The organism is Microbacterium binotii (genome assembly GCF_021398715.1).
GTDB lineage: Bacteria > Actinomycetota > Actinomycetes > Actinomycetales > Microbacteriaceae > Microbacterium > Microbacterium binotii_A.
This window is the reverse complement of the sequence record NZ_CP090347.1, coordinates 1,748,165-1,760,379: the sequence shown is the minus strand read 5'-3', so window position 1 is coordinate 1,760,379 and position 12,215 is coordinate 1,748,165. Positions and strand designations below refer to the sequence as shown.

The 12,215-nt window shown below is 68.2% G+C and carries 12 protein-coding genes; 10 read left to right on the top strand and 2 right to left on the bottom strand.

Translation table 11 applies throughout. The annotated features are described in order from the left end of the window. Positions 1 to 6: 6 nt before the first annotated feature. Positions 7 to 1,353, bottom strand: a complete 1,347-nt coding sequence (locus tag LXM64_RS08840) for an aminotransferase class I/II-fold pyridoxal phosphate-dependent enzyme (RefSeq protein WP_234072909.1) — start codon at positions 1,351 to 1,353, stop codon at positions 7 to 9. Between the two features lie 85 nt (positions 1,354 to 1,438). Here LXM64_RS08840 and pdxS point away from each other — a divergent pair, with 85 nt between their 5' ends. The 10 genes from pdxS (at position 1,439) to LXM64_RS08790 (ending at position 11,650) form a co-directional block, all read left to right on the top strand. Next, positions 1,439 to 2,329, top strand: a complete 891-nt coding sequence (pdxS, locus tag LXM64_RS08835; RefSeq protein ID WP_137416937.1) for a pyridoxal 5'-phosphate synthase lyase subunit PdxS — start codon at positions 1,439 to 1,441, stop codon at positions 2,327 to 2,329. Next, positions 2,319 to 2,921, top strand: coding sequence for a pyridoxal 5'-phosphate synthase glutaminase subunit PdxT (gene pdxT, locus LXM64_RS08830; RefSeq protein WP_267955097.1), 603 nt, complete (start codon positions 2,319 to 2,321; stop codon positions 2,919 to 2,921). The genes pdxS and pdxT overlap by 11 nt, the downstream gene beginning before the upstream one ends. 41 nt (positions 2,922 to 2,962) lie before the next feature. Continuing rightward, a complete protein-coding gene (locus LXM64_RS08825; RefSeq protein ID WP_234072908.1) occupies positions 2,963 to 3,721 on the top strand; it encodes a YebC/PmpR family DNA-binding transcriptional regulator in 759 nt (252 codons plus the stop codon). Positions 3,722 to 3,782: 61 nt separating this feature from the next. Then, the gene (ruvC, locus tag LXM64_RS08820; protein WP_234072907.1) at positions 3,783 to 4,349 is read left to right on the top strand and encodes a crossover junction endodeoxyribonuclease RuvC; all 567 of its coding nucleotides are present in this window, start codon (positions 3,783 to 3,785) and stop codon (positions 4,347 to 4,349) included. A 46-nt stretch (positions 4,350 to 4,395) separates the two neighbouring features. Next, a complete protein-coding gene (ruvA, locus tag LXM64_RS08815) occupies positions 4,396 to 5,010 on the top strand; it encodes a Holliday junction branch migration protein RuvA (protein ID WP_234072906.1) in 615 nt (204 codons plus the stop codon). 1 nt (position 5,011) lies between these two features. Next, positions 5,012 to 6,031: a Holliday junction branch migration DNA helicase RuvB gene (ruvB, locus tag LXM64_RS08810; RefSeq protein ID WP_234075441.1), complete on the top strand. Its 1,020-nt coding sequence runs from the start codon at positions 5,012 to 5,014 to the stop codon at positions 6,029 to 6,031. Between the two features lie 80 nt (positions 6,032 to 6,111). After that, positions 6,112 to 6,567, top strand: coding sequence for a preprotein translocase subunit YajC (locus tag LXM64_RS08805; RefSeq protein WP_234072905.1), 456 nt, complete (start codon positions 6,112 to 6,114; stop codon positions 6,565 to 6,567). Positions 6,568 to 6,605: 38 nt separating this feature from the next. Then, the gene (gene secD / locus LXM64_RS08800; protein ID WP_234072904.1) at positions 6,606 to 8,351 is read left to right on the top strand and encodes a protein translocase subunit SecD; all 1,746 of its coding nucleotides are present in this window, start codon (positions 6,606 to 6,608) and stop codon (positions 8,349 to 8,351) included. Beyond that, the gene (gene secF / locus LXM64_RS08795; protein ID WP_234072903.1) at positions 8,351 to 9,340 is read left to right on the top strand and encodes a protein translocase subunit SecF; all 990 of its coding nucleotides are present in this window, start codon (positions 8,351 to 8,353) and stop codon (positions 9,338 to 9,340) included. Before secD ends, secF begins: the two co-directional genes overlap by 1 nt. 54 nt (positions 9,341 to 9,394) lie before the next feature. Further along, positions 9,395 to 11,650 carry a RelA/SpoT family protein gene (locus tag LXM64_RS08790; protein WP_234072902.1) on the top strand — a complete coding sequence of 752 codons (2,256 nt, stop codon included), beginning with the start codon at positions 9,395 to 9,397 and terminating at the stop codon, positions 11,648 to 11,650. Here the strand turns inward: LXM64_RS08790 and LXM64_RS08785 are convergent. After that, on the bottom strand, positions 11,637 to 12,179 hold the full coding sequence (locus tag LXM64_RS08785; protein WP_137416947.1) for a type IV toxin-antitoxin system AbiEi family antitoxin: 543 nt from the start codon (positions 12,177 to 12,179) through the stop codon (positions 11,637 to 11,639). The genes LXM64_RS08790 and LXM64_RS08785 overlap by 14 nt on opposite strands. Positions 12,180 to 12,215 lie beyond the last annotated feature (36 nt).

Here is a 12,215-nt window from a genome sequence, read left to right as displayed (position 1 = left end):
GTGGAGTCATCCCATCTTCGAGGTGGCGGCGACCGCATCCACGGCCGCGACGAGGTCGACGATGAGCCGATCGGCATCATCGTCGGAGAGATCATGCACCGTCAGGCGCAGGTGGTGCGTCGCGCGCGCGTCGGCGAGCACGAACTCGTCGCCGGTGCGTGCGAGCCAGCCGCGGCGCATGAGTTGCGCGGCGACGGCGCGAGCGGGGACGCCGAGGGGGACCCACAGGTTCAGTCCGTCGCCCGACTCGACGGCGAGGCCGTGGTCCCGAGCCCGTTCGGCGAAGGCGCCGTTGCGGTCCGCGTAGTGCCGTCCTGTTGCCCGAATCGCGCTCTGCACGCCGTCATCGGCGAGCAGAGCGATCGCGAGCCGCTGCAGGAGGTGGCTGACCCAGGTGGTTCCGGGGCTGAGGCGCAGCGCGAGACGGTCCGCGGTCTCGGGATCCGATGCCGCGACGGCCAGGCACATGTCGGGTCCGAGGAACTTCGAGACCGACCGTACGAGTGCCCACCGTCGGTGGTGCGCTCCGATGATCGAGTGGTACGGCTGCGGCGACAGCAGCGAGAAATGGTCGTCTTCGATGATGAGCACGTACGGATGGTTCTCGAGCACCGCGCGCAGCTCGGCGGCGCGGCGCGCACTCAGACTCGCGCCGGTCGGGTTCTGAGCGCGAGGCGTGCAGACGATGGCGCGGACGCCGGCGGCGAGCGCAGCACGAAGCCCGTCGACCGTCATCCCCTCGGCGTCCACGGGTACCGGAACGGCGCGATAGCCGCCCAGGCGCACGGTGTGGATGCTGGCGAGGAAGCAGGGGTCTTCGAGAGCGACGGCGTCGTCTCTGGTCAGGGCCTGCGCGAGCAACCGCTCGACGGCGTCGACCGCACCGCTCGTGATCGTCAACCGCACCGTCGACGGCGCGAGGTCGGCGCTCACCCACTCTCGGGCCCACGCCTCGAGTTCGGGGTCGATGACGGGCTCGCCGTAGAGGACGGGGCGGCGGGCGATGCGTGTCAGGGCGGGAAGGGTGTCCGGGATGCGGTCGGGATCGGGATTGCCGGTGCCCACATCCCGGAGCACGGTTCCGGCGGCGAAGCCCTCTTGCGCGACCGGTGCGGCCTCGGCGACGAGGGTGCCGCCGCGCCCGCGGGTGACGACCGTGCCGGCCTGGGTGAGGAGCCGATATGCCGCAGCGACCGTGTTGCGGTTGACGTCCAACGATTCGGCGAGCGCCCGGACGGGTGGAAGCGATTGGCCGGGAGCGAGGTCGCCGCGCTCGACGAGTGCGCGGACGCTGTCGGCGATCTCCGCGGCGGAGGAGCCGCGGATCTCGGGACGCGTGTCAGACAGAGACATCCGCACCAGCTTACGCCGTAGGACATGCTAATTTCTGACCTAGGACAAAACGTCGCACCGGGCGGCGTGGACGAAGGAGCACCCGATGACCGATTCCCTCACCGGTTCCACGCGCGTCAAGCGCGGACTCGCCGAGATGCTCAAGGGTGGCGTGATCATGGACGTGGTCACGGCCGAGCAGGCGCGAATCGCAGAGGACGCGGGGGCCGTCGCCGTCATGGCCCTCGAGCGTGTCCCCGCCGACATCCGCGCCCAGGGCGGTGTTGCGCGCATGAGCGATCCCGACCTGATCGACGAGATCATCGCCGCGGTTTCGATTCCGGTCATGGCGAAGGCGCGAATCGGTCACGTCGTGGAAGCTCAGGTTCTGCAGGCGCTCGGAGTGGACTACGTCGACGAATCCGAGGTGCTCTCGCCGGCGGACTACGTGAACCACATCGACAAGTGGGGCTTCACCGTTCCGTTCGTATGCGGTGCGACGAACCTCGGTGAGGCTCTGCGGCGCATCACCGAGGGCGCGGCGATGATCCGCTCCAAGGGGGAGGCGGGCACGGGCGACGTCTCGGAGGCCACGAAGCACATCCGCACGATCCGCGGTGAGATCGCGGCCCTCGGCGCCAAGAGCGCCGATGAGCTCTACGTCGCGGCGAAGGAACTCCAGGCGCCGTATGAACTCGTGGCGGAGGTCGCCCGCACCGGCACGCTCCCGGTCGTGCTCTTCACCGCCGGCGGCGTCGCGACTCCCGCGGATGCCGCGTTCATGATGCAGCTGGGAGCCGACGGCGTCTTCGTAGGCTCCGGCATCTTCAAGTCCGGCAACCCCGCCCAGCGTGCTGCCGCCATCGTGAAGGCGACCACGTTCTTCGACGACCCCGCCGTCATCGCCGAGGCCTCGCGCGGACTCGGAGAGGCGATGGTCGGCATCAACGTGGCCGATCTCCCCGCCCCCCACCGCCTCGCCGACCGTGGTTGGTGACGCTCCCCGCATCGGGGTCCTCGCCCTCCAGGGCGATGTGCGCGAGCACATGCGCATCCTCCGACGCCTCGGCGCGGCGGCGCGACCGGTTCGTCGGCCCGCGGAACTCGCCGAGGTCGACGGCCTGGTGATCCCGGGCGGCGAGTCGAGTGTCATCGACAAGCTGAGCCGGGCGTTCGGGATGCGCGACCCCTTGCGTCGGGAGATCGCCACGGGGCTCCCGGTCTACGGCACGTGCGCCGGACTGATCCTCCTCGCCGACGAGGTGCTCGACGGCCTCGCCGAGCAGCAGAGCTTCGGCGGTCTCGATGTGGCCGTGCGGCGCAACGCGTTCGGCTCGCAGCTCGACTCGTTCGAGAGCGATTTGCGGGTCGACGCTTTCGGCGGTCCGCCGGTCAAGGCCGTCTTCATCCGTGCGCCCGTCGTCGAACGGGTTGGTGCGGGCGTCGAGATCCTCGCGACCCTCGACGACGGGCGTGTGGTCGCGGTCGAGCAGGGCAACCTCCTGGGAACCTCGTTCCACCCCGAGGTCTCGAACGAGACACGGTTCCATGAACGCCTCCTCGAGCGGGTCCGCGCGCGGCTGAACTAAGATCGACGCTGGACTTTCCAGCCGCTGAACACGGGAGACTCATGTCCGGTCACTCCAAATGGGCCACCACGAAGCACAAGAAGGCCGTCGTCGACGCGCGCCGTGCGAAGTCGTGGGCGAAGCTCATCAAGAACATCGAGGTCGCCGCGAAGCTGGGCGGCGCCGATCTGGCGGGCAACCCGACGCTCTTCGATGCGGTCCTCAAGGCCAAGAAGACGTCGGTGCCGAAGGACAACATCGATCGCGCCATCAAGCGCGGAGCCGGCATCGGCGGCGAGTCGGTGGAGTACTCCTCGATCATGTACGAGGGTTACGGGCCCAACGGCGTCGCCCTCATGATCGAGTGTCTGACCGACAACAAGAACCGCGCCGCTGCGGAGGTCCGCACCGCACTGTCCCGCAACGGCGGCACCCTGGCCGATCCCGGGTCGGTCGCGTACAACTTCACCCGCAAGGGCGTCATCGTCGTGTCCGAGGAGGGCACGAGCGAGGACGACGTCATGATGGCCGCGCTCGAGGCGGGCGCGGAGGAGATCGAGCCGCACGCGCAGGGCTTCGAGGTGATCACCGAGGCCTCCGACCTCGTGTCCGTCCGTACCGCGCTCACCGATGCGGGCATCGAGTACGAGTCGGCCGACGTCGAGTTCGTGCCGAACCTCAAGGTCGAGGTCGACGCCGAGACGGCGCGGAAGGTGTTCCGCCTGATCGACGCGCTCGAAGACAGCGACGACGTGCAGAACGTCTTCAGCAACTTCGATCTGACGCCCGAGGTGCAGGCGGAGCTCGAAGCCGACGAGTAGGCGTCCGTCGTTGCGGGCGCGTCGCGGGTCCGGCTCGCCGTGTGGCACGTAGCGTGGCGGGGTGGCTTCCTCTCTGCGCGTGCTCGGCGTCGACCCGGGCCTGACGCGCTGCGGCGTGGGCGTCGTGGACGTCGCGGCCGACCGTCGCGCGAGCCTCGTGCACGTCGGGGTCATCCGATCGTCGCCCGACCTGCCGATCGCGGAGCGGCTCCACCTCATCGCGCAGGGGCTTCGTGACGCCGTACGGGAGCACCGGCCCGATGTCGTCGCTGTGGAACGGGTGTTCGCGCAGCAGAACCGAAGCACCGTGATGGGCACGGCTCAAGCCAGCGGCATCGCGCTGCTCGTCGCGGCCGAGCACGGACTGCGCACCGCGACCCACACGCCCAGCGAGGTCAAGGCCGCGATCACCGGCTACGGCTCCGCCGAGAAGCTGCAGGTTCAGACGATGGTGGCCAGGGTTCTCCGACTGGACGCGCTCCCTCAGCCCGCGGATGCCGCGGACGCGCTCGCGCTCGCCCTGTGCCATGCGTGGCGCGGTGGCGGCGTCGGGGGAGCGGCCGTCGCGGATGCGGCGCTCACCCCGGCGCAGCGTGCGTGGCGAGCGGCGGAGAAGGCACGACGCTGAGCGTGTCGAATCGAACAAAGGTGCGAAGCGGGATAGGCTCGCAGGCATGATCGCCTCGCTCCGCGGCTCCGTCGTGCACGCATCCTCCGATGGACTCGTCCTCGAGGTCGCCGGCGTCGGCTACAGCGTCGCCGTCACCCCGGACGTCTCGCGCACGGCGCGCCTGGGCGACGAGATCCTGCTGCACACGCACATGATCGTCCGCGAGGACGCCCTCTCGCTCGTGGGCTTTCGCACGCGAGAGGAGCTGGCGGTCTTCGCGGCGCTGATCGCCGTGTCGGGAGTAGGTCCGAAGTCCGCGCTCGGTGTGCTGGCCGAGCTCAGCATCGACCAGATCGCGCAGGCGGTGGCAGACGAGGCCGATGGTCCCTTCCGCAAGGTCTCCGGAATCGGACCCAAGACGGCCAAGCTGATCGTGGTGCAGCTCGCCGGCAAGCTGGCGCCGCCCACCGCATCCACCGCCGGCTCCTCGACGGCGTCCACCGATCTCGTCGTTCAGCTCGCACAGGCGCTCGTCGGCCTGGGCTGGTCCGAACGCGTCGCCGCAGAGACGGCCGCGGTCGTGGTCGCCGACGCGCCCGAGGAACGGACGGTCGCGGCGCTCCTGCGCAGAGCCCTCGCGGCGCTGGGCCCGGCTCGCGGGGAGGCTGTGCGTGGATGAGATGAGGGATGCGGGCACCCCCGCGGACGAAAGTGAACTCGCCATCGAGGGGGCGTTGCGTCCCGACTCGCTCGCGGACTTCGTCGGGCAGCAGAAGGTGCGGGGGCAGCTGCAGCTGCTGCTCGACGCGGCGCGGATCCAGCAGCGCCCGCCCGACCACATCCTGCTCTCGGGCCCGCCGGGGCTCGGCAAGACGACGCTCGCCATGATCGTCGCGCATGAAAGCGGACGCGCGCTGCGCATGTCGAGCGGGCCGGCCATCCAGCATGCCGGCGATCTGGCGGCACTGCTGTCGTCGCTGACGCCCGGTGAGGTGCTGTTCATCGACGAGATCCACCGCATGGCGCGCTCGGCCGAAGAGATGCTGTATCTCGCGATGGAGGACTTCCGGATCGACATCATGGTCGGCAAGGGCGCCGGTGCCACGAGCATCCCCCTCGATCTCGCCCCCTTCACCCTGGTGGGCGCCACCACGAGGTCGGGGCTGCTGCCCAATCCGCTGCGCGACCGCTTCGGCTTCACCGCGCACCTCGAGTACTACGAGCCCGACGAGCTCGAACGGGTCATCGCCCGGTCCAGCTCGATGCTCGGCGTGGAGCTGCCGACCACGGCTCGCTCCGAGATCGCCCGCCGCTCGCGCGGAACTCCGCGCATCGCGAACCGACTTCTGCGGCGGGTGCGCGACTATCTCATCGTCTACGCCGACGGCGGGTCGGGCAGCCTCGCCAGCGTGGATGCTGCGCTCGAGCTGTACGACGTCGACCCGATCGGTCTCGACCGGCTCGACCGGGCCGTGCTGGACGCGCTCATCCGTCGCTTCCGCGGTGGTCCCGTCGGTCTGAACACCTTGGCTGTCGCGGTCGGCGAGGAGGCGGACACGATCGAATCGGTCGTCGAGCCCTACCTGGTGCGAATCGGCTTCATGGGGCGCACGCCCCGAGGCCGCGTGGCGACTCCGGAGGCCTACGGGCACCTGGGCGTGCCGCATCCGACCGGAGCGCTGCGCCTGGATGACCTATAATCGCTGAAGGCTTTCGCCGCAACTGACTCGACCAGCGCTGGACCCGGTTCGCGCTGCCCCGGAAAGGGCCCCTCCACTTCATGGACTTCGCGACCTTCTTCGCCAACTACGGTCTGATCATCCTGCTGGTGATCCTCCTGATCTTCATGTTCTGGAGCTCGCGTCGCCGCATGCAGAAGGCGAAGGCCGAGCAGGAGCAGAAGGCCCGCCAGACGGTTCCCGGCGCCGAGGTGCTGTTGCAGGGCGGTCTGTACGGAACGATCGTCGAGTTCGATGCCGACAACCTCGACCAGCCGGCCCTCATCGAGATCGCTCCTGGCGTCGAGATCAAGGTGCACAGCCAGGCCATCCTGCGTGTCGTCGACCCTGCTGAGGGCGTCGTGACCGAGGACGAGTTCATCGAGGCCGAGGCGAGTGAGGCCGAGTACATCGCCGGCGTCGCCGACGGTGACATCACCTCGATCAGCGACGACCACAAGTACTCGTCGCACAGCGATGAGGTCGAGAACGACAAGAAGGACAAGCCCGAGGCCTGACGCCTCCATCCCTTCCTGCACGAGAAAGCTGATCGTCCGTGGCGACATCCACTCCCGTCCGTCACGCCTGGCGCGCCCTCATCGGGCTCCTCGCGGTGACCGCTGTGCTCTTCGGCGTGAACGCCCTGGGCGTCTACGTCTTCAAGACCTCCGCCGGAGCTCCCGCGAGCTCCTGGTCTCCTGAACTCGCCCTGGACCTTCAGGGCGGGACGCAGATCATCCTCGCGGCGCAGACCGCCGATGGCGCTGCTCCGAGCGGCGACCAGATGACGCAGGCCGTCACGATCATCCGCCAGCGCGTCGACGCCTCCGGTGTCGGCGAGGCGGACGTCACGACCGAGGGCGGACGCAACGTCGTCGTCCAGATCCCGGGCGAGGCCGATGAGGAGACGCGTCAGCGCATCCAGGACTCGGCCCAGCTGCAGCTGCGTCCCGTGCTCGTCGAGTCGGGCGAGGTCAGCGGCAGCTTCATCGGTCAGGACGGCACGGCGACGCCGTATCCGACGCCCGATCCCTCGCTCGCGGCCACGCCGACCGCGTCGCCGACGAACGGCAGCGACGTCAGTTGGATCACCCCGAAGCTGCAGGCGGAGTTCCAGGCCTACGACTGCGCCAACCCCACGAACGATCCCGCGAATGCTCCCGACGCCGACCCGCTGATCACCTGTTCGACCGATGGCACCGCGAAGTACATCCTCGGTCCGGTCGAGATCAAGGGTGACGACGTCGCCGACGCGAGCTCGGGGGTCGTGCAGACCAACGGCCAGTGGGCGGTCAACCTCGTCTTCAACGCGGAAGGCACCGAGAAGTTCACCGAGATCAGCCAGCGGCTGTACCCGCTCCAGCGACCGCTCAACCAGTTCGCGTTCGTGCTCGATGGAACGGTGCTCTCCGCTCCGTCGATGAACGGCATCATCACCGACGGGAAGCCGCAGATCACGGGCTCCTTCTCGCAGGAGAGCGCGAAGACGCTGGCTGACCAGCTCAAGTACGGCGCCCTGCCCTTGAGCTTCACTGTGCAGAGCTCCGACACGATCTCGGCCACCCTCGGTTCTCAGCAGCTGATGATCGGTCTGATCGCCGGCCTCATCGGTCTGGCTCTCGTGGCGGTGTACTCGCTGACCGTCTACCGAGCGCTCGGCACGGTGATCATGGCGTCGCTCGTGGTCATGGGTGTGCTCACCTACATCACCCTCTGCATCCTCGCCTGGCGCATGGGCTACCGCCTGTCGCTGGCAGGTGTCGCGGGTGTGATCGTGTCGATCGGATTCACGGCCGACTCGTTCATCATCTACTTCGAGCGCATCCGCGACGAGTTGCGCGACGGCAAGTCGATCACCGCAGCGGTCGAGGACGGGTGGAGCCGTGCCAAGCGCACGATCTACATCTCGAAGTCCATCAACGTGCTCGCCGCCGTGGTGCTCTACATCCTCGCCGATGCGACCGTGAAGGGCTTCGCGTTCACGCTGGGCCTCACGACCGTCATCGACGTGCTCATCTTCATCCTGTTCACCCATCCCGTGATGCAGCTGCTGGCCCGCACCCGATTCTTCGGCTCCGGCCACCCGCTGTCCGGTCTCGACCCGACAGCGCTCGGCGCGGTGTACCGCGGTCGCGCGCAGTTCCGCGCTCCGGTGGCCCCGACCGGTCGCGTCGCGCGCTCGCGCGGCGAGGCGGAGCGTCGTCAGACCATCGCCGAGCGTAAACGCGCTGCGCAGCAGGGGGATGCAGGCTCCACACCCGCGGACGATACCGTGTCCCCGTCGAAGGGCGGTCGCAACTGATGCGCTCGATGTCCCAGGTCGGTAACGACCTCTACACCGGCAAGACCTCCTTCCCGTTCGTCGGACGTCGCCGGCTCTGGTTTCTGATCGGTGCGCTGCTCGTCATCGCCTCCGCGTTGGTGCCGCTCTTCCGCCCGATCGAGTTCTCGATCGAGTTCACCGGGGGATCCCAGTTCACGATCAACGAGCTGTCCAATCCCGACCAGGCCATTGCGACCACCGCCGTCCAGTCCGTCGTCCCGAACGCCGAGACGCGAGTCACGACGGTCGGTTCGGACTCCGTCCGGGTGCAGACCGACCAGATGTCCAACGACGAGACACAGCGTGTCTCGGAGGCGCTCGCGGAGGCCTACAACGTGCCGGCCGCCGACGTGACGTCGTCATTCATCGGCCCGAGCTGGGGCGAGGGCGTGACACGTCAGTCCCTGTGGGGTCTGGCGATCTTCCTCACGCTGACCTTCGTGATCCTCGCGCTGTACTTCCGTACCTGGAAGATGTCCGCGGCCGCCATCATCGGCGTCGTCGACGTGCTGATCGTCACGATCGGGATCTACGCGGTGTTCGGCTTCGCGATCTCGCCCGCCGCCGTCATCGGATTCCTCACGATCCTCGCGTACTCGCTGTATGACATCACCGTCGTCTTCGACAAGATCCGGGAGAACACGAGGGATGACGGGGAGATCTCTGCCCGCACGTTCGGCGAGTCGGTGAACCTCGCGGTGAACCAGACTCTCATCCGATCGATCAACACGACCGTGGTCGCGATCCTGCCGACCGGAGCGATCCTGTTCATCGGCGCGTTCTGGCTCGGCGCGCAGACCCTCACGGACATCTCGCTGTCGATCTTCGTGGGTACCATCGTGGCCGCGTACTCGACGCTCTTCCTCGCTGCACCGCTGTACAGCCTCTTCCGCGAGGGCGAGGCGAAGGTCAAAGCGAGCGACGCGCGAGTGCTCTCGGCGCGCGAGCGCGCGGTCGTCGAAGCCTGATCGGATCCAACACGCGTAAAATGGTCCGACCGGGCGAAGGGCGGTGATCGAGGCATGGCCGAGACGCTTCCCGCGGGCGCCCAGAGTTCGTCTCTGCGTCGCCTGATCCCGCGCATCTTCTCGCGCGCCGCCCGCCGTGACGACGTCGACAAGCTCGTTCGCACGGTCCGGACCCACCACCCGAAAGGCGATCTCGCGATCGTCGAACGGGCCTACGTGGTGGCGGCCCGGGCGCACGAGGGGCAGAAGCGGCAGAGCGGCGAGCCGTACATCACGCATCCGCTCGCGGTGGCTCAGATCCTGGCGGATCTCGGCCTCGGGCCGAAGGCGGTCGCAGCCGCGCTGTTGCACGACACCGTCGAGGACACGGGATACCGGCTCGATGAGCTGAGCGCCGAGTTCGGCGATGAGGTCGCGATGCTGGTGGACGGCGTCACGAAGCTCGACAAGGTCAAATACGGCGAGAGCGCACAGGCGGAGACCGTCCGCAAGATGATCGTGGCGATGTCTCGCGACATCCGCGTGCTCGTCATCAAGCTCGCGGACCGCCTGCACAACGCCCGCACGTGGGGCTTCGTGCCGCCCGAGAAGGCATCCAAGAAGGCGACCGAGACGCTCGAGATCTACGCACCGCTGGCGCACAGGCTCGGCATCCAGGCGATCAAGTCCGAGCTCGAAGACCTCTCGTTCGCGGTGCTGCACCCGAAGCTCTACGTCGAGATCGACAGCCTCGTCAAGCAGCGCACGCCCCAGCGGGAACAGTACCTGCAGAACGTCATCAATGCGGTGGAAGAGGATCTGCGCGAGCTGCGGATCCGCGGCAGGGTGGCGGGTCGCCCGAAGCAGCTCTACTCCGTCTATCAAAAGATGGTCGTGCGAGGTCGCGAGTTCGACGACATCTACGACCTGATCGGCATCCGCGTGATCGTGGCGACCGTCCGCGACTGCTATGCCGTGCTCGGTGCGCTCCACGCGCGATGGACGCCGCTACCCGGGCGGTTCAAGGACTACATCGCGACGCCCAAGTTCAATCTGTACCAGTCGCTGCACACGACCGTCATCGGCCCGAACGGGCGCACGGTCGAGATCCAGATCCGAACGAACGAGATGCATCAGCAGGCCGAGTTCGGTGTCGCGGCGCACTGGAAGTACAAGGAGCGGATGTCGGGCGCCAAGACCGACACGAAGGCCGTCGACGCCGACATGGCGTGGCTCGCCCATATCTCCGACTGGCAGGCGGAGACCGCCGACCCGGGCGAGTTCCTCGACTCGCTCAGGTTCGAGATCGGCGCGAAGGAGGTCTACGTCTTCACGCCCAAGGGACGCGTCATCGGCCTGCCTGCGGGCGCGACCCCGGTGGACTTCGCGTACGCGGTGCACACCGAGATCGGGCACCGCACGATGGGCTCGAAGGTCAACGGCCGGCTCGTTCCGCTCGAGTCCGAGCTCCATTCCGGCGACGTCGTCGAGGTCTTCACCTCCAAGAACCCGGATGCGGGACCCAGCCAGGACTGGCTCGGGTTCGTCAAGAGCACTCGCGCCCGCAACAAGATCCGCGGCTGGTTCACCAAGGAACGCCGTGAAGAGGCGATAGAGCAGGGGCGCGAGTCCATCGCGCGCGCGATGCGGCGCCAGAACCTGCCGCTGCAGCGCCTGATGAGTCAGGACTCGTTCACGCAGGTCGCGCAGCAGCTGCGCTACGAGGACGTGTCGGCGCTCTACGCGGCTGTCGGCGAGGGACACGTCTCCACCCAGTCGGTGATCGAGAAGGTCACGGCGCTCGTCGCGGCGGACAACGACACGTCCACCGGCCCGATCGACATCCCGCACATCGGTCGGGGCCGAGCGCCGCGCGACGGCGATTCCGGAGTGCTCGTGCGCGGTGCGCCCGACATCCTCGTCAAGCTCGCGAAATGCTGCACACCGGTCCCGGGGGATGAGATCGTCGGCTTCGTGACCCGCGGCAGCGGTGTCTCGGTGCACCGCGCCGACTGCACCAACGTCAAGGCGCTCGAGGCCGATCCCGAGCGCATGATCGATGTCGAGTGGGCGCCGACCACGAAGAGCGTCTTCCTCGTACAGATCCAGGTGGAGGCGCTCGATCGCTCGGGGCTGCTCAGCGACGTGACGCGGGTGCTGAGCGAACACCACGTCAACATCCTCTCCGCGACGGTCTCCACGTCGAACGACCGTCTCGCGCTCAGCCGTTTCGTTTTCGAGATGGGCGACACCGTGCACCTCGACCGCGTGCTGAACGCGGTGCGCCGTATCGACGCCGTGTACGACGTCTACCGCGTCACATCTTCCTGACGAGCTCCTGCAGAAGCGCGAGCGCCGCCAGGCGACGCGGTACGCGTCGTCTGGAATCGAGCCACGCGATGGCGCCGTGGATGGCTTCGGGTGCTCGCTCGGCGCACTGTCCCAGCAGGCCGCGAGCCGCCTCATCGGTACCCCGAGCGAGATCGGCGACGGTGCGAGCCGGCGTCGTGACGGGAACGCCGCCGAGACGGAGCAGGTCGTCATCGGGGATGCGCGGATCGCGGTAGACGAAGCGCCGGTCCACGGGCTCGTGCAGGCGATGCTCGCTGATGCGCTGCAGGTCGTGACGGACGGGCACCTCGTCGATGAAGCCGTGCACCCAGGCGGCGCTGCGGTGGGTCGCGGCCATTCGTTCGCCGACGAGAGGGTGCAGGGATGCGGCTCGTAGCGCCGCCGTCTCGATCGTGTCCGCCGGGACGAAGCCCTCGCCGAGTCCCACGAGATCGCCGTCGAGACACGCAGCCGTGAGCTCAGCGCGGCTGAGCAGTTGGCTCGGGAAGTAGAGGAAACGCGATCCCATCGCCTCAGTGTGCCGGGATCGAACGCAGAGACGCGC

Bases quoted from the DNA above. Each gene is read 5' to 3' on its own strand.
- LXM64_RS08840 (WP_234072909.1), bottom strand. From the start codon at position 1,353: ATGTCTCTGTCTGACACGCGTCCCGAGATCCGCGGCTCCTCCGCCGCG.
- pdxS (WP_137416937.1), top strand. From the start codon at position 1,439: ATGACCGATTCCCTCACCGGTTCCACGCGCGTCAAGCGCGGACTCGCC.
- LXM64_RS08825 (WP_234072908.1), top strand. From the start codon at position 2,963: ATGTCCGGTCACTCCAAATGGGCCACCACGAAGCACAAGAAGGCCGTC.
- ruvA (WP_234072906.1), top strand. From the start codon at position 4,396: ATGATCGCCTCGCTCCGCGGCTCCGTCGTGCACGCATCCTCCGATGGA.
- ruvB (WP_234075441.1), top strand. From the start codon at position 5,012: ATGAGGGATGCGGGCACCCCCGCGGACGAAAGTGAACTCGCCATCGAG.
- LXM64_RS08805 (WP_234072905.1), top strand. From the start codon at position 6,112: ATGGACTTCGCGACCTTCTTCGCCAACTACGGTCTGATCATCCTGCTG.
- secF (WP_234072903.1), top strand. From the start codon at position 8,351: ATGCGCTCGATGTCCCAGGTCGGTAACGACCTCTACACCGGCAAGACC.
- LXM64_RS08790 (WP_234072902.1), top strand. From the start codon at position 9,395: ATGGCCGAGACGCTTCCCGCGGGCGCCCAGAGTTCGTCTCTGCGTCGC.
- LXM64_RS08785 (WP_137416947.1), bottom strand. From the start codon at position 12,179: ATGGGATCGCGTTTCCTCTACTTCCCGAGCCAACTGCTCAGCCGCGCT.